Source organism: Metabacillus idriensis (assembly GCF_050483325.1).
GTDB lineage: Bacteria > Bacillota > Bacilli > Bacillales > Bacillaceae > Bacillus_P > Bacillus_P idriensis_A.
This window is the reverse complement of the sequence record NZ_JBCMYF010000032.1, coordinates 169,986-195,830: the sequence shown is the minus strand read 5'-3', so window position 1 is coordinate 195,830 and position 25,845 is coordinate 169,986. Positions and strand designations below refer to the sequence as shown.

The following is a 25,845-nucleotide window of genomic DNA, read 5'->3' as shown; positions in this document are numbered from 1 at the left end:
TCATGAAGCATCAAGCTACACCTTATTTCATGTTTAATGGGAATGCAAAAGAAGCGCTGGAATACTACAGAGGAGTTTTCGGCTGCGAGATTGCTGAAATCCAGACGTATGGCGAAGCGGATTATCCAACTCCGCCAGAAGCTGAACATAAGATCATGCATGCCCGCTTGAAAAAAGGCGAGTTTCTTCTGATGGTTTCAGATGCCTTTCCAGACAGCCCCGTTGAAACCGGCAGCAATCTTTCATTGGTCCTGGAGTTTGAAACAGAGGATGAAATCAGAACTGTTTACAGTGCTCTAATTGAAAAAGGAACGATCTTAATGGAGCTTCAGGATACATTTTGGGGTGCTACTTTTGCAAAGGTGAAGGATACATTCGGGATTATCTGGGATTTGAATTTTGAAAAAGCTAAATAAGTTTTAAAGAGATAACGATTTGTTATCTCTCTTTTGAATAATACTTGCTCAAACAAGTATCTTCTACTACCATTATTAGTGGACATACTGATAAAAAGAGGTGTGCACCTATGGTCAAAAAATATTATTTGGACAACTCACTCGGATATAAGCTGTTTCATGCTTCAAGGCTTATTTGCAACCGTTTGAATCAAAATTTAAGTGATTATTCTGTTACATATGAACAGTGGCAAATTCTGTGCAGACTTTATGAAAAGGACGGCCAAACGCAAAATCAGCTGGCTCTGCTTAATGAAAGAGACCAGGCAAGTGTGTCACGGCTTATTGATAATATGATCAAGCGCGGGCTCGTGAAACGAGTTCCTCACGAAAGTGATAAGCGCACAAATTTGATTTTTTTGACTGAAGCAATGAAAGCTCTGCAGACAGAACTCGAAGGATTAGCCAGTCAAACCATTGCAGATGCTTCAGCAGAAATTAGTGAACAGGACATGGAAATCTGTCTCGCCGTCCTTGATAAAATCAGAAATAACTTAAAATAAATGTTTTTTTTCATAAATACTTGTTTAAACAAGTAAATTTATATTGACAAATGACAATGAAAATCATTATCATTTAAAGGGTAGATAACAACAAAGCGAAAGCTTCTTTTTTTTAGGGTTAAATGAGAATGATTATCTTTATTAAGACGAATGAGGTGATTCCCGGAAAATGAGCTTCAAAAATACAAGCATGTAAGGAAACGTTATGAAATGAAGAAGAGATATTTGTTTTTAGCGCTGACCATTTTATCAATTTGCTCCCTTTTCATCGGGGTGAAGGACATTACGCCGCTAGATCTTCTGAATCTGCAGGATGACCAGGTGCAAATCCTCCTGATAAGCAGGCTGCCTCGGCTGATCAGCATTTTGATTGCCGGTGTAAGTATGAGCATTTGCGGCTTAATTATGCAGCAGTTAACGAGGAACAAATTTGTCTCTCCGACAACTGCAGGTACGATGGACTCAGCCAGATTGGGCATTTTAGTCTCGCTGATGATATTCACTTCGGCAAGTCCGCTTGAAAAGATGGGTGTTGCTTTTCTTTTTGCATTAGCAGGTACGTTCATTTTTATGAAAATTTTAGAGAGAATCAGATTTAAAGATACGATCTTCATTCCGCTTGTAGGTTTAATGTTCGGCAACATCATCGGTTCAGTTACCACCTTTTTCGCCTACAAGAATGATTTGATTCAAAATATGTCGTCGTGGCTCCAGGGCGATTTTTCAATGATTGTAAAAGGGCAGTATGAGCTGATCTACATAAGTATACCTCTTGTCATTATTGCCTATTTCTATGCGAACCGGTTTACGGTAGCGGGAATGGGAGAAGAGTTTTCAGCCAATCTTGGCCTGAATTATAAGCAGGTTGTCAATATCGGGCTTATCATTGTAGCACTTGTCACAACAGTCGTTATTTTGACAGCAGGCGTCATTCCGTTCCTGGGATTGATCATACCGAACATCGTCAGCATTTATTTAGGTGATAACTTGAAAAAAAGCCTGCCTCATACAGCCTTGCTTGGTGCTGTATTTATCCTGTTCTGTGATATTTTGGGGCGCATCATCATATACCCGTATGAAATTTCGATTGGGTTGACTGTCGGTGTAATCGGAAGCATCATTTTCATTTATTTACTGTTTAGGAGAAAGGCCTATGAATAATAAAACGAAACTGATCATCCTTGCTTTTATCTCTGTATTATTCGCGGCTGTTTTCCTATTCTATGATGTCGGACGGAATCCCGATTATGTTATTCCAAAACGCGGAATCAAGATTTTGGCGATTGTTTTGACCGGAAGCTGCATCGCGTTTTCAACGATGATTTTTCAAACGATTACAAACAACCGGATTTTAACGCCAAGCATCATTGGATTAGACTCTCTCTATCTTTTTATTCAGACGTTCATCATCTTTGTCTTTGGGTCTCAGTCCCTGACGATGGCTAATAAGAATTTAAACTTTCTTATATCTGTCGGTTTAATGGTTTTGTTTGCGCTGCTGCTTTATCAGCTGCTCTTTAAAAGAGAAGGGAGAAACATCTATTTTCTCCTGTTAGTCGGGATTGTGTTTGGAACGTTATTCGGAAGCATGTCCTCGTTTATGCAGGTGCTGATCGATCCGAATGAATTTCAGATTGTGCAGGACCGGATGTTTGCAAGTTTTAACAATGTAAATACCGATCTGCTGGTTGTTGCGATTCTTATCACAGCGGCGATAGGGATTTATTTTATGAAATTCAGTCCTTTCCTTGATGTGCTCTCGCTTGGGAGAGAGCATGCTGTAAATCTCGGGATCGATTATGATGGCGTGGTGAAAAGACTGCTGATTATCGTTGCTATTTTAGTCTCTATTGCGACAGCTCTTGTTGGTCCAATTACATTCCTCGGTCTGCTTGTCGCAAATGTGGCGCATGAGTTTTTAAAAACACATCAGCATAAATTTCTGATTTCAGGATCTATTTTAATCAGCATCATTGCTTTGCTCGGCGGTCAATTTATCGTGGAGAAAGTATTCACCTTTTCAACAACGCTCAGCGTGATCATCAATTTCATTGGCGGCGTGTACTTTATTTATCTGCTGCTCAGGGAGAATAAATCATGGTAGAAGTCAGCAAGGTTTCAAAACGGTATGGAAATAAGAATGTAGTAGAAGATGTATCCGTCAGGGTCGAGAAAGGGAAAATCACCTCTTTTATCGGACCGAACGGAGCGGGAAAAAGCACGCTGCTGTCGATGGTCAGCCGCTTGATTAAAAAGGATAGTGGACAAGTATTTATTGACGGCACAGATATTGGTGAATGGAAGAGCAATGATCTGGCGAGAAAAATTTCAATATTAAAGCAGTCCAATCATTTGAATATCCGATTAACAATCAGAGACCTCGTCAGCTTTGGACGGTTTCCTTATTCTCAAGGAAAGCTGACAAAAGACGATGTGAGGCACATTGATGAGGCGATTGAGTATATGGAACTTCAGGACATGGAGGATAAATACTTGGATCAGCTGAGCGGAGGTCAGCAGCAGCGGGCATTTATTGCCATGGTCATCGCTCAGAATACGGAATATGTCCTCCTTGATGAGCCGCTGAACAACCTCGATATGAAGCATTCGGTGCAGATTATGAGAGTGCTGAGAAGGCTTGTGGACGAGCTTGGAAAAACAGTTGTGATTGTAATTCACGACATCAACTTTGCTTCCTGCTATTCGGATTTTATTGTCGCGTTAAAGGACGGAAAAATCGTGAAGGAAGGTCCTGTTGAAGAAATCATTACATCACCTGTTTTAAAAGAAATCTATGAAATGGATATCGATATCCAAACAATTAACGGCAATCGCATTTGTGTTTATTTTTAAAAAATAGTAGGAGTGAAGAAAATGAAAAAGAATTTAGTATTCGTTTTATTAACAATGATACTTGCTGTTTTTGCAGCGGCATGCGGAACGAAAGAGGCTGAAAAAACAGCTGCAAGCGGTGCGAAGGCGAAAGAAGAAATAACAGTAAAGCATCAGCTGGGCGAAACCAAAGTACCTAAAAACCCTGAAAAAGTTGTAGTTTTTGACTTCGGAACGCTGGATTCAATGGATAAACTGGGCATTGAAGCAGCGGGAGTGCCGCAGAAAAATGTTCCTTCTTACCTTTCAAAATATGAAGATGCGAAATACGAAAATGTCGGCGGCTTAAAAGAGCCTGACTTTGAAAAGATCAACGAAATGGAACCTGATCTTATTATCATTTCAGGCAGACAGCAGGATTCATACGAAGAGATGAGCAAAATTGCCCCAACGATTTTCATGGGTGTGGACACAACGAAGTATATGGATTCATTTAAAGAAAATGTCACAACATTAGGCGAGATTTTCGGCAAGGAAGATGAAGCTGAAAAAGAGTTTGCTAGTGTAGAAGAGTCTATTAAAGCGCTTAAAGAAAAAGCTTCAGCAGGGGATGAAAAAGCGTTAATCGTCCTCGCAAATGACGGCAAAGTAAGTGCATACGGAGCAGGCTCACGCTTTGGAATCATCCATGACGAATTTGGATTTGCAGCTGCGGATGAAAAGATTGAAGCATCTACTCACGGGCAAAGCATTTCATTTGAATACATTGTCGAAAAAGACCCTGACTACTTATTTGTAATTGATAGAGGTGCAGTTGTCGGCGGTGAATCTTCTGCGAAGCAAGTTGTAGAAAATGATTTGGTGAAAAATACAAAAGCCTATAAAAATGGGAAAATCATTTATCTTGATCCTGACTACTGGTACCTGTCAGGCGGCGGACTTGAATCTGTTGCAGGGATGACGGAAGAAGCAGCGGGGGCTATTCAATAATAAAGCTGAGACTGCGGGGACGTGTTCCCGCAGTTTTTTTTGATTTTAGGAGGTAAATGGAAAAAAGAAAGTAAATCAGACAAATCGGCTAGTATTTTAGCGGTTTTCGCCAGTAAATAGGACAAACTGGCAAGTAAAGACCTTGATTTGGAAAGTAAACCTGGTTTCAGCAAGGAATCAGCTTCTCAGCTCAGGAGAAGGCTTTTCTGTCTCTCCGACGCGCATTTCTTTCCATTCGCCTTTGCTTTTCAGCAATAATGCTTTCAAATGTGAACACTCCTTATTTCAATGTGTATATACAACTATTCTAACCAATTATAAAAAACGAAGAAGTTGACTTTCAATTTTCCTGCTTGTAGGAAACCCCGCGAATCAACGAAGAGTTTGAATCAGTATGGGAGCTGATCCTCTCAGGCATCGCAGAAAAATAATAACGAAAGGCCGGCTCATATAGAGAGCCGGCCTTTCGTTATTAATAATGAACCAATCCCCGATTCTTCTGCACATAAAAACTGCCTTTAGAAAGTTTTACCGTCACATCTGAGATCGCCGCGATGTTTTGATCATGTGTGACAACAATGATGCATTTCTCTTCCTTATGGGCCAGATCCTGAAAGAGCCGGACGATGTCTTTCGCTGTGTCTTCATCTAAATTCCCCGTCGGCTCGTCTGCAATTATTAAATCAGACTTGCAGGAAAGTGCCCGGGCGATGGAAACGCGCTGCTGCTGCCCGCCGCTTAAAGTCAGAACTTTTTGCCGTGCCTGTTTTTCGGAAATGCCAACCTTTTCAAGCATCTGTAAAGCATATTCTGTTTTGTTTGGCTGGTTTGAACCAGTGATCTCCATAGCCGTTATTACGTTTTGAAGGGCTGTCATATACGGCAGCAGGTTATAGGATTGAAAAACGATGGATACGTATTTGTTGCGGAAGTTGGCAAGGCCGATTTTCTTAATGTTTTTTCCTTCATATAAAACGGAACCTTCTTTCGCAACGTCCAGTGCGCTTGCGAGTGCCAGAAAGGTTGTTTTTCCTGAGCCGGATGGACCGACGATGGTATAGAAGTTTCCTTTGTTAAAGCCAATGGATATGTCGTTCAAGATCACATGTTTTTTATTTTCATGATGATACCAGTAGCTGACGTTTTCAAATTGCAGCAGATTTGTCATGGAAGTTTCCTCCTTAGTCTTGTTTCGTTAAGATGGTTTTCGGCTGAAGTCTTAACACTGATAAAGCTGGGATGAGGGCTGAAATAATGGCGATTAACAGTCCGATGCCAAAGAGTAAGCCTAAGTCCTTGCCGGTCACTTCAATTTGAAGCTCATCAATCGGATCTGCCTCTGCTGCAGACTGCTGCATGCCAAACGGTCCGCCCATTCCCATGCCGCCCCGTCCGCCTCCAAATGAAGCTGGATTTGATGCGGTTTCCTCAGTTTGAGTAAGCTCTTGAGAAAGCAGCTGATCTCCGAATTGTTTTGCCACGGCTTGGCCGGAAAAAGATGAAACGCAAAGAGCAAGGACAGCGACAATTAAGATCTCAAACAGAAATTGTCCGACGAGTTTCCACTTCTTTTCTCCAATCGCAAGCAGAACGCCCATTTCATATTTGCGTTCGCGAATAGACATCATGATAATAAGTCCTAAAATTACGGCACCGGCGATCGTTACTAAATACACGACATTTTTTGAAAAAGAAGCGACATTGTTTATTGGTCCGATCATTTGCTGGTACGCCTGATCATTGGCATCCAATTTGAACGTTTCAAAATCGATGCTGCTGTTTTCTTTTGCCTCCCCTGTGAAGCTGTCGATTTTCTCAGGATCATTCATGTAATAAACGGCCTGATCAATAGTTCCTTCGTAATCTGCTCCCTTAAGAGCGGAGGCAGCTGTATATGGGACATAAAGCAGGTTATATGGATTCATAGCTGTGACGTTTCTTCCGCCAAGATCCGTGCCTGCCGAGGAGGTTTCGTAGATGCCAACAATCTCAAGTTCTAAAGATGACTCTTCATCAGCTGTTGATTGCACAGTGACCTTATCACCGACTGAAAGCTCATTGTCTTCAGCGAGTGTTTTTTCTATGACTGTCACATTTTTTTCTAAATCTTCATCTGTCAGGTGACGGCCTTCTACTATAGTAGATTCGCTGTTTAAGAAGGACTCGGCAGAATCGGTAAACATAACGCCCTGCAGCGTAATATCAGCTGCAGCCATAGGTCCGCCGCCCATGCCCCCGCGAGGAGCATCTTCTTCTGTTTCTGATGTATCAGCGGCATCATTTTCGATTGGCTCGAAGTTTACTGCTGTTCCGAAAGTTGAGGATAAGAAATTATAGCCTTTTACTTGAGAGTAAGCTGTTAGTTCTTCAGCTGATTCTACCGGTATGGGAACAGACTGAAAACGGACTCTTTCGCCTTCTGTGCTTTGGCTGCGCTGCTGTTCCATGATCTTTTCCATATCAGCATTCAGAGTCACTTCGCCTCCGAGAGATTCTCTCGCAAGCACGCTTGATTTTTCAGCAGCGGACTGAATTGAGAGACCTGATAGAACAAATACGCAAATGACAGTAAAAATAAAGACTTGAAGCAGGCTTTTTCCTGCACGTGCTTTCACACTTAAAAAACCGCGTTTGATAAAATTCATTTTGTTTCTCCTTTGTATTAGACGTAGTACAACTTCCCTGCTTTCAAAGAATAGGCGAGAGAAATGAACAAACTATGTCCAAACTATTTCTTAACCTTTAAAAAACAGGGAACAATTTAGAAAACTGTTGCGAAACGATGAAATTCACTTTACTTTGAAAAGAAAGTCATATTTTTGGATGGTGCAAATATGAAGGTTTTAGTAATAGAAGATAATCAGAGTGTCAGTGCGATGCTTGAAATGTTTTTTTCAAAAGAAGGCATTCAGGGTGCTTTTATAAATGACGGACTTGAAGGCTACCATGCATATAAACGGGAAGAATGGGACGTGCTGATTATCGATTGGATGCTGCCGGGGATGGACGGGGTTACGCTATGCAGAAAAATCAGGGAAGAAAAGAGCTCGGTTCCGATCATTATGCTGACAGCAAAGGACAGCGAGTCTGATCAGGTGCTTGGTTTAGAGATGGGAGCAGATGATTATGTAACAAAGCCTTTCAGCCCGCTTGCTCTTATGGCGCGCATTAAAGCGGTATCCCGCCGGCACTCCGTATCGCAAGCACCTAAAAAAGAGACAGGCAGTCTTGAAACTTCTTATTTCAAAATCAGCAAGCAGACACGGGAAGTCTTGCTTGAAAACACTAAAGTCGAAAACTTAACGCCTAAAGAATTTGATCTCTTATATTATTTCGCGCAGCACCCGCGTCAGGTTTTTACGCGCGAACAGCTGCTTGAGCGGGTTTGGGGCTATCAGTTTTACGGAGATGAACGGACGGTTGATGTTCATATTAAACGACTGCGGGCAAAGCTGGGCTCGCAAACAAGGCCTTTTTTCCATACGGTATGGGGAGTGGGCTATAAATTCGATGAAACGGTAGATCCGAATGAGAATTAAGTATATTTATCAGCTGTTTTTAAGTCATATCAGCATTCTCATTATCGCTTTTATGATTTTAAGTCTTGTTGTCGCCCAATATGCGGAATCCTTTGTTTATGAAAACAAAGTGGAAGAGCTTGAGCAGTATGGCAACAGAATTTTAACTGACGTAAAAAATAACAGGGGAGAGCGGGCGCTGAGAGAATATGAGCATGTGCTGAGTGCGAGAGGTATTCGATTTAGTCTTTTTGACGAAAAAGGAATGATTTTTTACCCTTATGCAGGCAACGCTCCAAGGTTTCAGCCGACAGAGGAAGAATGGCAGAATCTGAAAGCAGGCGAGAGAATCGTCGTTAAGCATGAGATCAAGCGTTTTGATCAGGAGGTTTCTTTAGTTGCCCTTCCGTATCTTGAGGACGGCAATCTATCCGGCGGGATTCTGCTTGTATCTCCGATTAAAGGATCCAGAGAAACCATCAGCGAAATTAACCGCTATCTTCTATATACCATTTTAATTTCATTATCCATTTCGCTTTTATTAAGCTGGTTTCTCTCAAACGTTCATGTGAAAAGAATTCAGCGGATCCGGAATGCGACCTCCATGATTGCAGAAGGAAAATATGATATATCGGTGCCATCGTCCAATATTGATGAAATCGGGGAGCTTGCAAACGATTTTAATAATATGGCAGAGCAGCTTAAGCAATCCAATCAGGAAATCGAAAGTTTAGAGAATCGAAGAAGAAAATTCATGGCGGATGTCTCTCACGAATTAAGAACACCGCTTACGACCATCAGCGGAGTGATTGAAGGGCTTAAAAACAACATGATAGAAGAGGCTGAAAAAGAAAAAGGCATTCAGCTTGTCAGTCAGGAAGCAAAACGCCTGATCAGACTTGTAAATGAAAACCTTGATTATGAAAAAATCCGTTCCAATCAGGTGAAGCTTTTTAAAGAGGAAATTCAGCTGACAGAAGCTTTTGAAATCATTAAAGAGCATTTATTTTTTCAGGCAGAAGAAAAACAGGTGGAGCTCAAGATTGGCGGAAATGAAGAAATAACGGTTTTTGCCGACTATGACCGCCTCATTCAAATCTTAATCAATATCACGAAAAACAGTATTCAATTTACAGAGAGCGGGACCGTTTGGCTGCGGGGGAAAAAGGGGTATAAGGAAACAATTATTGAAATTGAAGACACAGGAATCGGAATGGACCCCAAAGAAGTTGAGTCCATTTGGCTGCGTTTTTACAAAGCAGATATGTCCAGAACCGGCCATCAATTTGGCGAATTCGGCCTTGGATTATCGATTGTCAAACAGCTTGTTCACCTTCATCATGGAGAAATCGAGATTGATAGCCGAAAAGATCAAGGCACCAAATTTATTCTGAAATTTCCTGATAAGAAGCATGATGATTGATTGTTAATAGTTTAGACATAAATTCCTGATACACTATGTGAAAACAAATTTATAAGGGGGTAAACACATGAAAAAGAAGGATACCGCATTTATTATTATCGGCGCAGTCGTGATGGCTGCAGTGAATGTGCTCTTTTTTACAGCGCCGGTATAAAGCAGGAGAAAGTCCAGAGTGAAATTGTTCTATTGCTCCAAATGTGATATATTTCAAACGAAGTAAACTTTGTGAGGGTAATGTAAATGAACATAGATAATGAAATATCAAAGAGACGGACTTTCGCCATCATCTCCCATCCGGATGCGGGAAAGACGACACTAACAGAGAAATTATTATATTTCGGCAAAGTCATCCGTGAAGCAGGTACGGTTAAAGGGAAGAAGACAGGCAAATTTGCGGCTTCCGACTGGATGGAAATTGAAAAAAAACGCGGAATCTCGGTTACATCAAGTGTCATGAGTTTTCCATACCACGATTTCCACGTGAACATTCTCGACACTCCCGGACATGAAGATTTCAGTGAAGACACATACCGCACGCTTACAGCAGTAGACAGCGTAGTGATGATCATCGACTCTACAAAAGGGGTCGAGCCTCAGACGATCAAGCTTTTCAAGGTGTGCCGCATGAGAGGCATTCCTATCTTTACTTTTATTAATAAGCTTGACCGTGAAGGAAAAGATCCGCTTGAGCTGCTTTCTGAGATTGAGGAAGTACTCGGCATTGAATCTTATCCAATGAACTGGCCGATCGGCATGGGGAAGCGTTTCCTGGGCATAATCGACCGCGAACAGCATACTGTTGTACAGTTTAAAGGAAACGAGCAGGAAGAAATTATCCCATCAGATGAAGTGGATGCAAGTGAGATTGGCAGCCATCCGACTTACTTGGAAACAAAGGATGAAATGGAGCTGCTTGAGGAAGCGGGCAACCAGTTCGACGCTGAGCGTGTTAAGCGCGGAGAATTGACACCTGTCTTCTTTGGAAGCGCGCTTGCGAACTTCGGTGTAAAATCATTTTTTGATGTGTTTTTACAATACGCCGTTCCTCCGCAGCCGCGAAGAACAAATCAGGGCTTCATTGCACCTGAAACAGAAGATTTCTCAGGTTATATCTTTAAGATTCAAGCCAATATGAACCCTGCCCACCGTGACCGCATCGCGTTTCTGCGCGTATGCTCCGGACGATTTGAGCGAGGCATGAGCGTACAGCTGAGCAGAACGAATAAAACGCTCAAGCTGAATCAGACGCAGGTGTTTATGGCAAAAGACAGAGAGACGGTTGATGAAGCATTCGCAGGCGACATCATCGGAATCTATGATCCGAACGTTTATCAAATCGGCGATACGCTTACGGCAGGAAAAGAAGGCTATCATTATGATGAGCTTCCTCAGTTCCCGCCGGAAATGTTCAAAAAAGTACGCGTGAAAAACGTCATGAAAGCGAAGCAGTTCCGTAAAGGAATTGACCAGCTTGTTCAAGAGGGCGCCATCCAGTATTTCCGCCAGGATTCAACGGACGACATCATTCTTGGCGCTGTCGGACAGCTTCAGTACGAGGTATTTGAATACCGGATGAGAGCTGAGTACAACGTAGAAATCGAATTTGTACCTATGGGCGACCGCATTCCAAGATGGATCGGCAATGAAAAATTCGAAAAGCGCTTCTTTGATTCAAGAAGCCTGCTTGTACGAGACCGCAATGATCAATATGCAGTCCTTTTTGAAAATGATTTTACCTTCAGGCATTTTAAAGAAAATCATAAAGAGATCGAATTGATCGATCTTCTGCAGGAAAATGACTATCAAAGCTTTTCTGCTTCAGAGAAGTAAGCAGGAGCTGATTCCATGTTACTAAAAGCCGTTCTGGCCCTGACTCTGCCTTTTATTATCTTGACCTTGTTTGCCAGGGTCTCATATAACCACTACGTAGCGACTGTCCTGACCATTGCCCTTTTAGCTGCAGCATATACAAAAGGCTATATGGATTCATGGATCATCATTGTTTTAGATGTGATATCTGTTGCGGCCGGATTTTTGTATGCTGCGAAAATGGCACGGCGCACAAGACGCGAAAAAACGAATTAAGGCATGAACCTGTTCCCTATGGGAGCGGGTTTTTTTGTTTTGCAGCGAACCGAGTTTCATTGATGTATCAGTCTAAAATGATCTTTTATCAGTTTACATGTTTCGACCGCCTGGCTGCCGCCGGTTTACTATCCCTCCGAAAAAGGTATGGAAAAAGATAAGTCAGGCATTTAAATAGCAAAATCAGGCGATAATGATAGAATCAAATACAAAATGTCGAACGAAAGATACGAACTATAGTTCGTATCTTTGGTGATTTTTCACTCGTTTATGGTAAAATATGAATATTGATTACATATGAATGGAGGTCCTCCTGTTGAGCGATCGTTTTGATTTAGTCTCGAATTATAAGCCAGAGGGCGACCAGCCACAGGCTATAAAACAGCTCGTCCAGGGCATTAAAGAAGGAAAGAAGCATCAGACGCTTCTTGGCGCTACAGGTACAGGAAAGACGTTTACCGTTTCAAACGTCATCCAGGAAGTAAACAAACCGACGCTTGTTATTGCCCATAATAAAACATTGGCTGGACAATTATACAGCGAATTTAAAGAGTTCTTTCCAAACAACGCGGTCGAATACTTTGTCAGCTACTATGATTATTATCAGCCGGAGGCCTATGTGCCGCAGACTGATACATTCATAGAAAAAGACGCTAGCATCAATGATGAAATTGATAAGCTCAGACACTCCGCGACTGCCTCGCTGTTTGAGAGAAAAGACGTCATTATCATCGCGAGTGTATCGTGCATTTACGGCTTGGGTTCGCCTGAAGAATACCGTGACCTCGTCGTTTCTCTTCGTACGGGCATGGAGATTGAGCGCAATCAGCTGCTCAGAAAATTAGTAGATGTACAGTATGAAAGAAATGATATTGATTTTAAACGCGGGACGTTCAGAGTGCGCGGTGACGTTGTGGAAATTTTCCCTGCGTCACGAGACGAGCAGTGCGTGAGAGTTGAATTTTTCGGAGATGAAATCGACCGGATCAGAGAAGTGGATGCATTAACGGGAGAAATCAAAGGAGACCGTGAACATATCTCCATTTTCCCTGCATCCCACTTCGTTACCCGAGAGGAAAAGCTGAAGGTTGCGATAACGAATATCGAGCAGGAGCTTGATGAACGGCTGAAAGATCTGCATGAGAACGGCAAGCTGCTAGAAGCTCAGCGGCTCGAACAGCGTACCCGCTATGATCTTGAAATGATGCGGGAAATGGGCTTTTGTTCGGGGATTGAAAACTACTCAAGACACCTGACACTTCGTCCTGCAGGTTCCACTCCTTATACTTTGCTTGATTTCTTTCCGGAAGATTTCATGATTGTCGTGGATGAATCCCACGTGACCATTCCTCAGATCAGAGGGATGTTCAATGGCGACCAGGCTAGAAAACAGGTGCTCGTTGACCATGGGTTCCGCCTGCCATCAGCAAAAGACAACCGTCCGCTTAAATTTGACGAGTTTGAAAAACATATCAATAATATCCTGTTTGTATCGGCTACTCCAGGCCCATATGAGCTTGATCATACACCTGAAATGGTTCAGCAGATCATCCGCCCGACGGGACTTCTTGATCCGACCATTGATGTAAGGCCGATTCAGGGTCAGATTGATGACTTGATCGGAGAAATTCAGGCCAGAACAGAACGCAATGAACGTGTCCTTATCACAACACTGACGAAAAAAATGTCCGAGGATCTGACTGATTATCTGAAGGACATAGGCATCAAGGTGAACTACCTGCATTCAGAAATCAAAACCTTAGAGCGGATTGAAATCATCCGTGAACTCCGGCTTGGAAAGTATGACGTTCTGGTCGGAATCAACCTGCTAAGAGAAGGTCTCGATATCCCTGAGGTGTCCTTAGTAGCCATTCTCGATGCAGATAAAGAAGGTTTCCTGAGATCTGAGAGATCGCTCATTCAGACGATCGGACGTGCAGCCCGGAACTCAAACGGACACGTTATTATGTATGCCGATAAAGTGACGAATTCAATGGAAATTGCCCTGAACGAAACGAAACGCCGCCGCGAAACGCAGGAGGCTTTTAATAAAAAGCACGGCATAGAGCCAAAAACGATACAGAAAAAAATTCGAGAAACGATTCGCGCTGTTATTGCACCGGAGGATGGGGAAGAGTTGGGTGCACAAGTTCCAAAGCTTGGCAAGCTGACGAAAAAAGAGCGCGAAAAGGTGATCGAACAAATGGAAGAAGAGATGAAAGAGGCTGCAAAAGGCTTGAACTTCGAGCGTGCAGCTGAGCTTCGCGATCTGATTCTAGAGCTAAAAGCGGAAGGATGAAACTAGATGGCAATTGATAAAATTATTGTGAAAGGTGCGCGCGCTCACAACTTGAAAAATATAGATGTGACGATACCGCGGGATAAGCTTGTCGTTTTGACAGGCTTATCAGGTTCGGGGAAATCGTCGCTTGCGTTTGATACGATTTATGCAGAAGGACAGCGCAGATATGTTGAATCTCTTTCTGCATATGCCCGTCAGTTCCTTGGACAAATGGATAAGCCGGACGTAGATTCAATAGAAGGACTTTCACCGGCGATTTCCATCGATCAGAAAACAACGAGCCGGAATCCCCGTTCAACAGTAGGGACCGTGACAGAAATCTATGACTACCTGAGACTGCTTTTTGCGCGTGTCGGCAGACCGACCTGTCCGAATCATAACATTGAGATCTCATCGCAGACGATTGAGCAAATGGTCGACCGGATCTTAGAATACCCTGAGCGAACAAAGCTTCAGGTGCTTGCACCGATTGTCTCCGGCCGAAAAGGAACTCATGCCAAGGTTTTTGAAGAGATCAAAAAGCAAGGGTACGTAAGGGTTCGCGTGAACGGCGAGATGATGGAGATCGGTGATGAGATTACCCTTGAGAAAAACAAAAAACACAGTATTGAGGTAGTAATAGACCGCATCGTCATCAAAGAAGGAATTGCAGCACGGCTTGCAGATTCGCTTGAAGCTGCACTTGGTCTGGGCGAAGGCAGAGTCATGATTGATGTCATCGGAGAAGAGGAGCTTCTTTTCAGCGAGCATCACGCTTGTCCGCTCTGCGGATTTTCTATCGGAGAGCTGGAACCCAGAATGTTCTCTTTTAACAGTCCGTTTGGCGCCTGCAACGAGTGTGACGGACTTGGAACGAAGCTTGAAGTCGATGTAGACTTAGTCCTTCCAAACAGGGAGTTATCATTCAAGCAGCATGCGCTGGCACCATGGGAACCGACAAGCTCTCAATATTACCCGCAGCTGCTTGAGGCTGTGTGCAATCATTACGGCATCCCGATGGATGTCCCGGTAAAAGAAATCCCATCCCACATGCTTGACAAGGTTTTATACGGCAGCGGAAACGATGAAATTTACTTCCGCTATGAAAATGACTTCGGTCAGGTGCGTGAAAATTACATTCTGTTTGAAGGTGTCATCCGTAACGTAGAGCGCCGCTATAAGGAAACAAGCTCAGACTATATCCGCGAGCAGATGGAAAAATATATGGCTCAGCAGGCATGCCCTAAGTGTAAAGGGCATCGTTTAAAAAAAGAAAGCCTGTCTGTTCTTGTTGATGGCAATCACATTGGAAATGTCACTTCATTATCTGTTCATGAAGCAATCGATTTCTTTGAAAAAGTAGACCTTACAGAAAAAGAAATGCAGATTGCAAGACTGATTTTAAGAGAGCTTGAAGAGAGACTTGGCTTTTTGAACAATGTCGGTCTTGATTACCTGTCTTTAAGCCGTGCTGCCGGAACACTTTCAGGCGGAGAAGCACAGCGGATCAGGCTTGCGACTCAAATTGGTTCAAGATTGACAGGTGTTCTGTACATTCTTGACGAGCCTTCTATCGGGCTTCATCAGCGGGACAATGACAGGCTCATCCAGACACTTCAAAGCATGAGGGATATCGGCAACACCCTTATCGTTGTTGAGCATGATGAAGACACAATGCTTGCTGCAGACTATTTAATAGATATTGGTCCTGGCGCAGGCGTTCATGGAGGAGAGATCATCTCTGAAGGAACACCAGAATACGTCATGAATGATAAGAATTCATTAACAGGACAATATTTATCGGGCAAAAAATTCATTCCGCTGCCGGCAGAACGCAGAAAGCCGGACGGCCGGTTCATCGAGATTAAAGGCGCTAGCGAAAATAACCTGAAAAACGTTTCAACGAAATTTCCGCTTGGCACGTTTGTTGCCGTTACTGGTGTATCGGGATCTGGCAAGAGTACGCTTGTCAATGAAATTCTTCATAAGTCGCTTGCTCAAAAGCTGAACAAAGCAAAAACGAAGCCTGGAGAGCATAAAGAAATCAAAGGAACAGAAGAGCTTGATAAGGTCATCGATATCGATCAATCGCCGATTGGCCGTACTCCCCGCTCTAACCCGGCAACTTATACAGGTGTTTTTGATGACATCCGCGACGTTTTCGCTACAACAAACGAAGCAAAGGTGCGCGGCTACAAGAAAGGCCGCTTCAGTTTTAACGTAAAAGGCGGCCGCTGTGAGGCATGCCGCGGAGACGGAATTATCAAGATTGAAATGCATTTCCTTCCTGATGTTTATGTACCATGCGAAGTGTGCCATGGAAAGAGGTATAACCGCGAAACACTGGAAGTGAAATACAAAAATAAAAACATTGCTGACATTTTAGAAATGACGGTTGAAGATGCCGTCGCATTTTTCGAGAACATTCCTAAAATCAGACGGAAGCTTCAAACCATTTATGATGTAGGACTCGGCTACATTACACTTGGGCAGCCTGCAACAACCCTGTCCGGAGGAGAAGCGCAGCGTGTGAAGCTTGCTTCGGAGCTGCATCGCCGTTCAACAGGACGTTCCCTGTACATTCTGGATGAACCGACAACAGGATTGCATGTGGACGACATCGCAAGACTTTTGAAAGTCCTTCAGCGCCTAGTCGAAAATGGAGATACTGTCTTAGTGATTGAGCATAACCTTGATGTCATTAAAGCGGCAGATTATCTGATCGATCTTGGGCCGGAAGGCGGGGACCACGGCGGTCAAATCGTCGCAACGGGAACTCCGGAACAAGTTGCCAAGGTAGAAGGATCTTATACAGGCAAGTATTTAAAGCCTATCTTACTAAGAGACCGCGACCGGATGAAAAAGGCCATAAAAGAAAAAGAAGCAGTGGCAAAAGCTTAAATAAGAGGGGCTGTCCATCAAGTCATTTATTCCTGACTTATTGGACAGTCCCTTCTTTTGTGACCTTGCCTTATCAAAAGTGGCTGCACTATTGGGAGTGACGCCAGTTTTTAAGTAATGGATTGTTCAAAGTGGCAGCACTATTGGGAGTGGCGCCACTTTTTTAGCATTGGATCGTTCGAAGTGGCAGCACTATTGAGAGTGGCGCCAGTTCTTAAGCATTGGATCGTTCGAAGTGGCAGCACTGCTGGGAATGACGCAACTTTTTAAGCATTGAACGGTTTAAAGTGGCAGCACTATTGAGAGTGGCACCACTTTTTAAGCATTGGATCGTTCAACGTGGCAGCACTATTGGGAGTGGCGCCAGTTTTTAAGCATTGAATCGTTTAAGGTGGCAGTACTATTAGGAGTGGCGCCACTTTTTAAGCATTGGATCGTTCAAAGTGGCAGCACTATTGGGAGTGGCGCCAATTCTTAAGCATTGAATCGATAAACGTGGCAGCACTATTGGGAGTTGCGCCACTTTTTAAGCATTGGATCGTTCAAAGTGGCAGTACTATTAGGAATGACGCCACGTTTTAAGCATTGGATCGTTCAAAGTGGCAGCACTATCAGGAATGAAGCCAGTTCTTAAGCTTTTAATCGGTAAACGTGGCAGCATTCCCAGCCGAACCGCTCAGGCAACATTAATACTCAAAAACAATCCATACTAAAGCCCTCATAAAAAAAGATTAGCTTTTTAATTCAGGAAAATCCTGAGATCCTGACTCCGCACAAAAATTTAATGAAACTTATCTCTGATTCAATCGTATATTTGTTATAAGGAGTTGGAATTCAAATGAAAACAGATAAATTACTTTCATCATTATGCTATTTCAGTATTTTTTTTGCGCCGTTTTTATTTCCAATCATCGTCTACTTTATTTCAGATGAACGAGATGTTAAGCAGCACGCGAAAAAATCTTTGCTGTCACATATTATTCCAATCGTGACGATTATTGCCCCATTCTTCATGATTTTGTTTGCAGGTATGTTCAGTTCGCCGGAAGCCTTTGCTGTGGGAGTTGTGATTTTTGGGTTTATCCTGGTTGGCATCGTGAATCTTGTTGTATTTATTTATAACATTGTGCAGGGAATTAAAATTTTAAAATCGGTTTAATCTCAAAGGCTTTGGGTTCATGCTCAGGGCTTTTCTTTTCAAATACATATTCAGGGAGATGGGAAACGTGAAGGATCAAAGAAAGCGCATTTTAGATTTAGTTGAACAGGGAAAACTGTCGGCAAGTGAAGCACTGACTCTCATTGAAAAGCTTGAAGAGGAATACAGTCATAAAGAAAATGAGATGCTGACGTCTTTATCTTCAGAAAGTTTCTCAAAGGATCCTTTCGTAGAAAAAGAGAAAACTGCCGGGTCCTCTCTTTCTTCAAAGCTTGTGACCTTTATTGATACAGCAGTCAAGAAGGTAAAGGAGCTTGATCTTGATTTGAATTTTGGCGGTGCTCTTAATGTTCACCACATTTATCAGTTCAAGGATGCTGATATCCGTGATTTTGATATTCAGTTAATCCATGGCAGTGTAAATCTTCAATCCTGGACTCAAGGTGATGTTCGGGTTGAGTGTGATGCAAAAGTTTACCGGGCCGAGAATCAGGAGATTGCGAGAGAAACCTTTATGCAGAATGTTGATTGTTCAGTGGACGGTTCAAAGTTCCGTTTTTTCACGGAAAAGAAAACAGTAAAAATCAACATGACTCTGTTTGTTCCAGAAGAGCAGTATGAGCTTGTTAAAATTAAGCTGTTTAGCGGCCCAATCAGAGGGGAAGATTTAAATGTAAGGGATTTTAATGCGAAAACGGCAAATGGTGTCATTTCTGTCCTGAATTTTAAGGGTGAAAAAATAGAAGCTGAGACAGCGAATGGTCAAATTCGCCTGACAAATGTTGAGGCGGCACATATTGAAGCAGAAACAATCAACGGTCTGATCCACTTAAACGGAAAAAGTGAGAGAATCGATGTTCAGAGCTTTAATGGAAATATCATCGTTAAGCTTGAAGACGAAAGATGCCACACTCTTTATGCGAAAACGGCTACTGGAAACGTAGACGTGTATGTTCCTGATAATGTGAAAATAGACGGTGAACTGAAATCGAATTTAGGTTCAGTGGCTGCTGATTTAAAGGACCTTGAAGTGCTTTTTGAAAAGAATGAAACCGTTCAAAAGGAACTTAGGTTCAAATCGAGTTCTGTGTCTGAACAAACGATGTCTGTTTTTGCAGATTCTAAAACAGGCTCCATTCTATTAAAAGAGAGGTAATTCAAATGAAAAAGAAATTATATCGATCCAAATCAAAAAAAATGATTGGCGGCGTCATCGGAGGCTTGGCTGATTATTTGAATATGGACGTGACCCTGCTCAGGATTCTATTTGTGATTCTATTGCTCACGACTGCATTCTTCCCATTTGGTCTCATTTACTTGGTCATGATCTTCCTGGTTCCGAATGAGGGGGATGTCATTAAGCATGATTAGATGGGCCATCAGTATTTTGGTCAATGCCCTTATACTGATTGTCGTATCAGGGTACTTTGATTCTTTTCACATCAGCGGTGTAGGAGCCGCCATTCTTGCAAGTTTGCTCATTTCCGTTTTAAATGTTCTGGTGAAGCCGTTCCTAATCCTGCTGACACTGCCTGTTACGGTGGTAACGCTCGGGCTTTTCCTGTTTGTCATCAATGCGATTACACTGATGATTGCACAGGGGATTATGGGAGATTCCTTTAACATCGACGGTTTTGGCACAGCCATCTTAGCTTCGATTGTGATTTCGCTGCTGCACTTGCTGATTCAAAAAGGCGTCGTTGAGCCGCTTAGAGAAAGTAAAAAGAAATAGACATAAGGCGGGATCCTCTGGATTCCGCCTTTTTGATGCCGAAAATTCATGTAATCAGTTCTTAAAATTCTCTTTCCCGCTGAACATCCTTCTTCAGCAAATCACGAATTTCCGTGAGCAGCTTTTCTTCATTTGTTAATGTTGGGACAGGCTTTTGTTCATCTTTTCTTTTAAAACGTTCAAAGAATCGAATGAATAAAAACACAGAAAAAGCGATAATGAAGAAATCAAGAACGGTTTGCAGAAATGCTCCGTATTTTATAATGGCATCACCGAATGGGTATTGCAATTTTGAAAAATCGACTCCCCCAAGCAGGACGCCGAACAGCGGCATGACAATGTCATTTACTAGTGAAGTGACAATTTTTCCGAATGCTGTTCCGATGATAACCCCGACTGCAAGATCAATCACGTTGCCCTTAATGGCGAACTTTTTAAATTCCTTCAGCATATGCAAGTCTCCTCGTTTTGGTTTCCATATCTAGTATAGACCAATGATGATAAATGTAAATCGGTAACATAAGGACACGCTAGGGTGGGTACGCTAAAAATGGGTGAAAGTTATGAAGAAAACTTGGTTTGCGGCAGTACTGCTGCTGATTTGTTTAACAGCATCTCCTGCATACGCGAAATTTTCATTTGAGGAGGGCGATGCAACGATTGTATGGCTTTCTGATACGCAATATTACGCGAAAATCTATCCGGAAATCATGATTAAACAAATACAGTGGATTATTGAAAATCGGGATAAATACAACATCCGATATGTTTTTCATACAGGAGATCTTGTCGATCAGCCGAATGATGATGTGCAATGGGAGAGGACAGATCAAATATTAAAAATGCTTGATATGACACGAATTCCATATGGCGTTTTAGCGGGGAACCATGATTTGGTTCATACGGAACAGCCCTATAAAGTATTCACGGATCATTTTGGCTATCACCGGTTTATCCGGCAGCCATTTTATGGAGGTTCGTTTGAAAATAACCGCGGCCATTATGATCTTCTGACAATCCACAATCAGCCGTACATAATGATATATATGGGCTGGGATGTAAACCGGAGCGGGATCAGGTGGATGAACAAAGTTTTGAAGCAATACAGGCAACACACGGCCATACTCGCTTTTCATGATTATTTGAACTATAAAGATGAGAGAAGTCCTGCAGGTGATGAGCTGTATAACAAAGTTGTATTAAAAAATCCAAATGTAAAAATGGTCTTATCCGGCCATTATTATGGAACAGGTTTCCTGGAGACCAGAATTTCAGAAAATCAAAGAGTTTTTCAAATGCTTGCGAATTATCAGGCTGAAAAGCACGGGGGCAATGGTTTTATGCGTCTGCTGTTTTTTAAACAAGATCTAACTGGAATTCAGGTTGATACTTACTCACCATACTTGAATAAATTCCGGCCTAAGAAGCATATGCCAAAAGAGAGGTTCTTTCTGAAAATAAAAGAGTAGAGACAGCGCTTTGCAGCACACTGTCTCTACTCTTTTATTCGTAAAGCACGATTGCATTGTATCCTTTATTTTTTAATTCATTGGCAAGGGCTACGGCGTTTTCTTTTTCAGCAAAGGCTCCGACTTGCACTTTGTACAATTTTCCCGGCTGAGGCGTTGGCGCAGCAACTACCGGAGGAGCCTTCTTTTTCTTAAGCTTATAAAAGGCAGCTAGAGCTTCAACGATAGCCTGGGCACATGTTTTGCGGTAAGCTGCTGTTTTTAAAGCCTGGGCATCTTCCTGATTTGTCATAAAGCCGCACTCAATTAAAATCGCCTGCATTTTTGTTTCCCTCAGAACATGAAAGTTGGCAAGCTTAACGCCACGATCCTCCCGTTTTGTTTTTTCAATAAGCTTTTTATGAACTGCTTCAGCGAGAGCATATGATTCCTGAGGTTTAGAATCATGAACATACGTTTCAATGCCCTTTGCATTATTCCAGGCAGTACCGCTTCCAAATGCATTCGCATGAATAGACACAAACACATCTGAATTCGCATTATTGGCTTTATCTGTTCTCTCTTTCAGCGGAACGTCACTTGTGTCTGAATGAGTGAAAAGAATGGTAACATCTTCATATTCAGAGAGGAGGTCCCTCATTTCGTTTGCCACAGCACGATTAAATTCATACTCTCTCATACCATCTACTGTTCTTTTCCCGGAAGTCGTATAACCATGTCCGGCGTCAATTGCAATCTTCACTTGCAGTCCTCCTATTAAATATTCAATACCCTACTAATATATTGCCGTATACACGATAGAGTAGCGGTGATTGCCCTATGCGGGTAAAAAAAATAGAGAAAGTAGATTATATTGATATGAAAGCAATCCCCGTTTCCGTTTAATAGGTAAAAGTGCTAAAATAAGAGAGGATTTTATATGAAAAGCGGAACCATCCGTTTAGCTACGACAGACAGATAAGAAATCACCCGGAAAGTTCGGGTTTGACTTTTTGGGGGATTTTGTTCTGGCCGAGGAGTTGGGCGGTGGAGCTAGACACCGCAGAAAACCGTAAGCGCTTAGTTAGAAGATGGAGCAAACATCTCGCAAAAACATCTACTTTTTTAAGCTTGAAAAAGGAGGAGCAGAAAAATGGCAAAGGTTCGCACAAAAGATTTAATTGAAAAATTCCATTTAGAGCTGATCAGCGGTGAAGAAGGAATTAATCGTCCCATCACTACAAGTGACTTGTCCCGTCCAGGGCTTGAAATGGCAGGCTTTTTTACATATTACCCGAAAGAACGAGTGCAAATACTCGGCAAAACAGAGCTGACATTTTTTCAAAAGCTGACAGATGAGGAAAAGAAAAACCGCATGGATCAGCTTTGTACAGATTCGACTCCGGCTATAATTGTTTCCCGCGAAATGGAGATCCCGCAGGAATTAACGGATGCATCTGAGGAAAAATCAGTTCCGCTTCTGCGTTCTCCTTTAAAAACTACCCGTCTATCCAGCCATCTGACGAACTTTTTAGAAGGAAAGCTTGCTCCTACTACTGCTGTTCACGGCGTATTGGTAGACGTTTATGGTGTAGGTGTGCTGATTGTCGGAAAAAGCGGAGTCGGTAAAAGCGAAACAGCTCTTGAGCTTGTAAAGCGCGGCCATCGTTTAGTTGCAGATGACTGTGTCGAGATCCGCCAGGAGGATCAGGATACATTAATCGGAAATGCACCAGACTTAATTGAGCATCTGCTTGAGATCCGCGGCCTCGGCATCATCAATGTCATGACGTTATTTGGAGCAGGCGCGGTCCGCAGCTATAAACGGATTACTCTCATTATCGATCTTGAAATCTGGGATCCTAAGAAGCAATATGACAGATTGGGCCTTGATGAAGAGAAAATGAAAATCATCGATACAGATGTCCCTAAATTAACCGTGCCGGTCCGTCCTGGACGAAATTTAGCTGTCATCATTGAAGTAGCGGCGATGAATTTCAGATTAAAACGCATGGGTCTGAATGCAGCTGAGCAATTTACAAATAAATTAACAGACGTCATAACTGATACTGAGCATGACGACGCATAAACATCAATAGGGGGAGAATAGACAATGGAGGAGAATTTTACGCCGATTGATCCAATCTTTATTGAACTGGGACCGATTCAGGTTCACTGGTACGGGCTGATCATCGGGATAGGTGCTCTGCTTGGACTTTGGCTTGCGGTCCGTGAAAGCGAGCGGAGAGGTCTTCATAAAGATACGTTCGTCGATTTAGTGCTGTTTGCGATTCCGATCGCGATTATTTGTGCGCGTATTTACTATGTGATTTTTCAGTGGGATTATTATTCAGAAAACCCGGGAGACATCGTAAAAATCTGGAACGGGGGCCTTGCGATTCATGGCGGTTTAATCGGGGCATTTGTTACAGGCTATATTTTTGCGAAGATAAAAGGGATATCGTTTTGGAAGCTTGCTGATATTGGGGCGCCGAGCATCATCTTAGGTCAGGCAATTGGCCGCTGGGGAAACTTTATTAATCAAGAAGCCCATGGCGGCGAGGTAACACGTCAATTTCTTGAAGGGCTGTACTTGCCTGAGTTTATCATCAATCAAATGTATATTGACGGTGTTTACTATCACCCGACTTTTTTATATGAATCTTTGTGGAGTCTTGTTGGGTTTGTGGGACTTATGCTTCTCAGAAAAGCCAATTTGCGCCGCGGAGAGCTATTCCTTACCTATATCATTTGGTATTCAATCGGCCGCTACTTCATTGAAGGAATGCGTACGGACAGCCTGATGCTGACGGAATCTCTGCGTGTTGCACAAGTTATTTCTCTAGTATTAATAGCGATTGCTGTTGCTGTATTGATTTTGAGGAGAGTCAAAGGTTATTCAAAAGAAAGATATTTAGAATCAGCCGAATAAGGGGATGTTTCTGATTAATAGCTTAAAAAAAGGACTTCAGGCAGGGCTTCAGACAACTTGGACTTTGGGCAAGGTTATTTTTCCGGTTACGCTGATTGTCAGTCTTCTTCAGCACACACCGGTTCTTCCGTGGCTGATCAAGCTTATTCAGCCGGTTATGGGCATTTTGGGGTTATCAGGGGAAGCGGCTATTCCGCTTGTTCTTGGGAACATGCTGAATTTGTATGCGGGTATTGCTGCAATCCTGACGCTTGATCTATCCGTTAAGGAAGTGTTTATTTTAGCTGTTATGCTATCGTTCTCACATAACTTGATTATTGAATCGACGGTTGCTGCAAAGGTGGGCATCAAGCTTTGGATTATCATCGCTGTAAGGGTCGGGCTTGCGGTCAGCTCTGCACTGATGATCAATTTATTTTGGCATGGCGGACAGGAAACGGCACAGTATGGGTTTATTCCAAATGATACAGCTGATCCCGCCGGATACGTTGAAATTGGTCTAAGCGCTGTTCAGAAAGCAGGCCTTGGCATTGTGCAGCTCGCTTTAATTGTCATTCCGCTGATGATTATTATTCAAGTGCTTAAAGATAAAGGGTTTTTAATGGTCTTTTCAAGATGGATGGCTCCAATAACAAGAATGCTTGGGATGAAAGAAAACACCTCGATGACATTGGTAGCCGGTTTAACGATTGGCCTTGCATACGGAGCTGGAGTGATGATTCAGGCAGTCGAAGAAGACGGCGTCAGCTATAAAGATTTAACGCTCGCCTTTATTTTTCTCGTCTCCTGTCATGCTGTAGTGGAGGATACTTTGATTTTCGTGCCGCTTGGCATTCCGGTGCTGCCGCTGTTAATAATCCGGATTGTAACAGCGGTCGTTCTGACAATGGCGGTAGGATTCATTTGGAGCCGATTTGAACATACAAGCAGAAAGGAAGCAACTTATGAGAATTAACACCGTATTGTTTGATTTGGATGGAACCTTAATAAATACAAACGATTTGATCATAGAATCATTCCTGCACACATTGAATCTCTATTATCCAAATCAATATGGACGCGAGGATGTCCTCCCGTTTCTCGGACCTACTCTTCATGAAACATTTGTGAAAATGGATCCGATCCGTGTTGATGAAATGATCAGCACCTACCGGAAATTTAATCATGATCAGCATGATCAATTGGTCACACAATTTGAAACAGTCTTTGAAACCGTACAGACCCTGCACGAAAAGGGCTATAAGCTCGGCATTGTTACAACTAAAATACGGGATACCGTTAATATGGGCCTTAAGCTTACTGGTCTTGGCCAGTTTTTTGAAACAGTAGTCACCCTTGATGATGTACAGAACGCAAAGCCCCACCCAGAGCCGGTCTTGCTTGCTTTAGAAAAACTGGGCAGTTCTCCGGATGAAGCCATTATGGTCGGCGATAACCACCATGATATAGATTCCGGCAAGGCAGCAGGCACTAAAACGGCAGGCGTTGCCTGGACAATAAAAGGTGTCGAGTATTTGGCAGGATTTAAGCCTGACTATATGCTGAACAAAATGAGTGATTTACTGAACGTGCTCGGAGACGAATAA

The 25,845-nt window shown here is 42.6% G+C and carries 25 protein-coding genes; 21 read left to right on the top strand and 4 right to left on the bottom strand.

The genetic code is table 11. From position 1 onward, the window contains the following. The first annotated feature begins 2 nt into the window (after positions 1-2). From ABEQ24_RS18885 to ABEQ24_RS18860, 6 genes are all read left to right on the top strand, one after another. Positions 3-416 (top strand): VOC family protein, encoded by a 414-nt coding sequence (locus ABEQ24_RS18885; protein ID WP_430008241.1) that lies wholly within the window; start codon positions 3-5, stop codon positions 414-416. Positions 417-526: 110 nt separating this feature from the next. Continuing rightward, a complete protein-coding gene (locus ABEQ24_RS18880) occupies positions 527-958 on the top strand; it encodes a MarR family winged helix-turn-helix transcriptional regulator (RefSeq protein WP_430008240.1) in 432 nt (143 codons plus the stop codon). A gap of 210 nt (positions 959-1,168) precedes the next feature. Further along, on the top strand, positions 1,169-2,119 hold the full coding sequence (locus ABEQ24_RS18875) for an ABC transporter permease (RefSeq protein WP_430008239.1): 951 nt from the start codon (positions 1,169-1,171) through the stop codon (positions 2,117-2,119). Beyond that, positions 2,112-3,062, top strand: coding sequence for an iron chelate uptake ABC transporter family permease subunit (locus tag ABEQ24_RS18870; protein ID WP_430008238.1), 951 nt, complete (start codon positions 2,112-2,114; stop codon positions 3,060-3,062). The genes ABEQ24_RS18875 and ABEQ24_RS18870 overlap by 8 nt, the downstream gene beginning before the upstream one ends. Further along, a complete protein-coding gene (locus tag ABEQ24_RS18865; protein ID WP_430008237.1) occupies positions 3,056-3,811 on the top strand; it encodes an ABC transporter ATP-binding protein in 756 nt (251 codons plus the stop codon). Before ABEQ24_RS18870 ends, ABEQ24_RS18865 begins: the two co-directional genes overlap by 7 nt. Before the next feature lie 21 nt (positions 3,812-3,832). Next, positions 3,833-4,780: a siderophore ABC transporter substrate-binding protein gene (locus tag ABEQ24_RS18860; protein ID WP_430008236.1), complete on the top strand. Its 948-nt coding sequence runs from the start codon at positions 3,833-3,835 to the stop codon at positions 4,778-4,780. A 472-nt stretch (positions 4,781-5,252) separates the two neighbouring features. Here the strand turns inward: ABEQ24_RS18860 and ABEQ24_RS18855 are convergent, their stop codons facing one another. After that, positions 5,253-5,948, bottom strand: a complete 696-nt coding sequence (locus ABEQ24_RS18855) for an ABC transporter ATP-binding protein (RefSeq protein WP_430008235.1) — start codon at positions 5,946-5,948, stop codon at positions 5,253-5,255. A gap of 13 nt (positions 5,949-5,961) precedes the next feature. Beyond that, positions 5,962-7,425: an ABC transporter permease gene (locus ABEQ24_RS18850; protein WP_430008234.1), complete on the bottom strand. Its 1,464-nt coding sequence runs from the start codon at positions 7,423-7,425 to the stop codon at positions 5,962-5,964. 189 nt (positions 7,426-7,614) lie between these two features. On the opposite strand from ABEQ24_RS18850, the gene ABEQ24_RS18845 reads away from it, so the two are divergent. From ABEQ24_RS18845 to ABEQ24_RS18800, 10 genes are all read left to right on the top strand, one after another. Continuing rightward, entirely contained in the window at positions 7,615-8,319 is a 705-nt protein-coding gene (locus ABEQ24_RS18845; protein ID WP_430008233.1) for a winged helix-turn-helix domain-containing protein, read from the top strand. After that, entirely contained in the window at positions 8,309-9,721 is a 1,413-nt protein-coding gene (locus tag ABEQ24_RS18840) for a sensor histidine kinase (RefSeq protein WP_430008232.1), read from the top strand. Before ABEQ24_RS18845 ends, ABEQ24_RS18840 begins: the two co-directional genes overlap by 11 nt. Before the next feature lie 240 nt (positions 9,722-9,961). After that, complete coding sequence (locus tag ABEQ24_RS18835) at positions 9,962-11,551, top strand: peptide chain release factor 3 (RefSeq protein WP_430008231.1); 1,590 nt, start codon at positions 9,962-9,964, stop codon at positions 11,549-11,551. A 15-nt stretch (positions 11,552-11,566) separates the two neighbouring features. After that, the gene (locus tag ABEQ24_RS18830) at positions 11,567-11,806 is read left to right on the top strand and encodes a CsbA family protein (RefSeq protein WP_070876463.1); all 240 of its coding nucleotides are present in this window, start codon (positions 11,567-11,569) and stop codon (positions 11,804-11,806) included. Between the two features lie 316 nt (positions 11,807-12,122). Beyond that, positions 12,123-14,105, top strand: a complete 1,983-nt coding sequence (gene uvrB / locus ABEQ24_RS18825) for an excinuclease ABC subunit UvrB (protein ID WP_430008230.1) — start codon at positions 12,123-12,125, stop codon at positions 14,103-14,105. A 6-nt stretch (positions 14,106-14,111) separates the two neighbouring features. After that, a complete protein-coding gene (gene uvrA, locus ABEQ24_RS18820) occupies positions 14,112-16,988 on the top strand; it encodes an excinuclease ABC subunit UvrA (protein ID WP_430008229.1) in 2,877 nt (958 codons plus the stop codon). A gap of 838 nt (positions 16,989-17,826) precedes the next feature. Further along, positions 17,827-18,147 carry a DUF4870 domain-containing protein gene (locus ABEQ24_RS18815; RefSeq protein WP_430008228.1) on the top strand — a complete coding sequence of 107 codons (321 nt, stop codon included), beginning with the start codon at positions 17,827-17,829 and terminating at the stop codon, positions 18,145-18,147. A 67-nt stretch (positions 18,148-18,214) separates the two neighbouring features. Next, on the top strand, positions 18,215-19,303 hold the full coding sequence (locus ABEQ24_RS18810) for a DUF4097 family beta strand repeat-containing protein (protein ID WP_430008227.1): 1,089 nt from the start codon (positions 18,215-18,217) through the stop codon (positions 19,301-19,303). A gap of 5 nt (positions 19,304-19,308) precedes the next feature. After that, positions 19,309-19,518 (top strand): PspC domain-containing protein, encoded by a 210-nt coding sequence (locus ABEQ24_RS18805; RefSeq protein ID WP_070876458.1) that lies wholly within the window; start codon positions 19,309-19,311, stop codon positions 19,516-19,518. Beyond that, positions 19,511-19,879 (top strand): phage holin family protein, encoded by a 369-nt coding sequence (locus ABEQ24_RS18800; protein WP_070876457.1) that lies wholly within the window; start codon positions 19,511-19,513, stop codon positions 19,877-19,879. Before ABEQ24_RS18805 ends, ABEQ24_RS18800 begins: the two co-directional genes overlap by 8 nt. A gap of 61 nt (positions 19,880-19,940) precedes the next feature. On the opposite strand, the gene mscL is transcribed toward ABEQ24_RS18800, so the two are convergent. Then, complete coding sequence (gene mscL / locus ABEQ24_RS18795) at positions 19,941-20,330, bottom strand: large conductance mechanosensitive channel protein MscL (RefSeq protein WP_430008226.1); 390 nt, start codon at positions 20,328-20,330, stop codon at positions 19,941-19,943. Between the two features lie 112 nt (positions 20,331-20,442). Here mscL and ABEQ24_RS18790 point away from each other — a divergent pair, with 112 nt between their 5' ends. Next, entirely contained in the window at positions 20,443-21,348 is a 906-nt protein-coding gene (locus tag ABEQ24_RS18790) for a metallophosphoesterase (protein ID WP_430008225.1), read from the top strand. A gap of 34 nt (positions 21,349-21,382) precedes the next feature. Here ABEQ24_RS18790 and ABEQ24_RS18785 read toward each other — a convergent pair whose 3' ends face one another. Then, positions 21,383-22,090, bottom strand: a complete 708-nt coding sequence (locus ABEQ24_RS18785) for an N-acetylmuramoyl-L-alanine amidase (RefSeq protein WP_430008224.1) — start codon at positions 22,088-22,090, stop codon at positions 21,383-21,385. A gap of 390 nt (positions 22,091-22,480) precedes the next feature. On the opposite strand from ABEQ24_RS18785, the gene hprK reads away from it, so the two are divergent. From hprK to ppaX, 4 genes are read left to right on the top strand one after another with little or no spacing between them, the layout of a single operon-like run. Continuing rightward, the gene (gene hprK, locus ABEQ24_RS18780; RefSeq protein ID WP_070876453.1) at positions 22,481-23,416 is read left to right on the top strand and encodes an HPr(Ser) kinase/phosphatase; all 936 of its coding nucleotides are present in this window, start codon (positions 22,481-22,483) and stop codon (positions 23,414-23,416) included. Positions 23,417-23,440: 24 nt separating this feature from the next. Beyond that, positions 23,441-24,259: a prolipoprotein diacylglyceryl transferase gene (gene lgt, locus ABEQ24_RS18775; RefSeq protein ID WP_430008223.1), complete on the top strand. Its 819-nt coding sequence runs from the start codon at positions 23,441-23,443 to the stop codon at positions 24,257-24,259. A gap of 4 nt (positions 24,260-24,263) precedes the next feature. Beyond that, a complete protein-coding gene (locus ABEQ24_RS18770) occupies positions 24,264-25,214 on the top strand; it encodes a nucleoside recognition domain-containing protein (RefSeq protein ID WP_430008222.1) in 951 nt (316 codons plus the stop codon). After that, positions 25,204-25,845, top strand: a complete 642-nt coding sequence (gene ppaX / locus ABEQ24_RS18765; RefSeq protein ID WP_430008221.1) for a pyrophosphatase PpaX — start codon at positions 25,204-25,206, stop codon at positions 25,843-25,845. The genes ABEQ24_RS18770 and ppaX overlap by 11 nt, the downstream gene beginning before the upstream one ends.

Coding starts and splice junctions, on each gene's coding strand:
- ABEQ24_RS18885 (WP_430008241.1), top strand. CDS start 3: ATGAAGCATCAAGCTACACCTTATTTCATGTTTAATGGGAATGCAAAA.
- ABEQ24_RS18880 (WP_430008240.1), top strand. CDS start 527: ATGGTCAAAAAATATTATTTGGACAACTCACTCGGATATAAGCTGTTT.
- ABEQ24_RS18875 (WP_430008239.1), top strand. CDS start 1,169: ATGAAGAAGAGATATTTGTTTTTAGCGCTGACCATTTTATCAATTTGC.
- ABEQ24_RS18870 (WP_430008238.1), top strand. CDS start 2,112: ATGAATAATAAAACGAAACTGATCATCCTTGCTTTTATCTCTGTATTA.
- ABEQ24_RS18865 (WP_430008237.1), top strand. CDS start 3,056: ATGGTAGAAGTCAGCAAGGTTTCAAAACGGTATGGAAATAAGAATGTA.
- ABEQ24_RS18860 (WP_430008236.1), top strand. CDS start 3,833: ATGAAAAAGAATTTAGTATTCGTTTTATTAACAATGATACTTGCTGTT.
- ABEQ24_RS18855 (WP_430008235.1), bottom strand. CDS start 5,948: ATGACAAATCTGCTGCAATTTGAAAACGTCAGCTACTGGTATCATCAT.
- ABEQ24_RS18850 (WP_430008234.1), bottom strand. CDS start 7,425: ATGAATTTTATCAAACGCGGTTTTTTAAGTGTGAAAGCACGTGCAGGA.
- ABEQ24_RS18845 (WP_430008233.1), top strand. CDS start 7,615: ATGAAGGTTTTAGTAATAGAAGATAATCAGAGTGTCAGTGCGATGCTT.
- ABEQ24_RS18840 (WP_430008232.1), top strand. CDS start 8,309: ATGAGAATTAAGTATATTTATCAGCTGTTTTTAAGTCATATCAGCATT.
- ABEQ24_RS18835 (WP_430008231.1), top strand. CDS start 9,962: ATGAACATAGATAATGAAATATCAAAGAGACGGACTTTCGCCATCATC.
- ABEQ24_RS18830 (WP_070876463.1), top strand. CDS start 11,567: ATGTTACTAAAAGCCGTTCTGGCCCTGACTCTGCCTTTTATTATCTTG.
- uvrA (WP_430008229.1), top strand. CDS start 14,112: ATGGCAATTGATAAAATTATTGTGAAAGGTGCGCGCGCTCACAACTTG.
- ABEQ24_RS18815 (WP_430008228.1), top strand. CDS start 17,827: ATGAAAACAGATAAATTACTTTCATCATTATGCTATTTCAGTATTTTT.
- ABEQ24_RS18805 (WP_070876458.1), top strand. CDS start 19,309: ATGAAAAAGAAATTATATCGATCCAAATCAAAAAAAATGATTGGCGGC.
- ABEQ24_RS18800 (WP_070876457.1), top strand. CDS start 19,511: ATGATTAGATGGGCCATCAGTATTTTGGTCAATGCCCTTATACTGATT.
- mscL (WP_430008226.1), bottom strand. CDS start 20,330: ATGCTGAAGGAATTTAAAAAGTTCGCCATTAAGGGCAACGTGATTGAT.
- ABEQ24_RS18790 (WP_430008225.1), top strand. CDS start 20,443: ATGAAGAAAACTTGGTTTGCGGCAGTACTGCTGCTGATTTGTTTAACA.
- hprK (WP_070876453.1), top strand. CDS start 22,481: ATGGCAAAGGTTCGCACAAAAGATTTAATTGAAAAATTCCATTTAGAG.
- lgt (WP_430008223.1), top strand. CDS start 23,441: ATGGAGGAGAATTTTACGCCGATTGATCCAATCTTTATTGAACTGGGA.
- ABEQ24_RS18770 (WP_430008222.1), top strand. CDS start 24,264: ATGTTTCTGATTAATAGCTTAAAAAAAGGACTTCAGGCAGGGCTTCAG.
- ppaX (WP_430008221.1), top strand. CDS start 25,204: ATGAGAATTAACACCGTATTGTTTGATTTGGATGGAACCTTAATAAAT.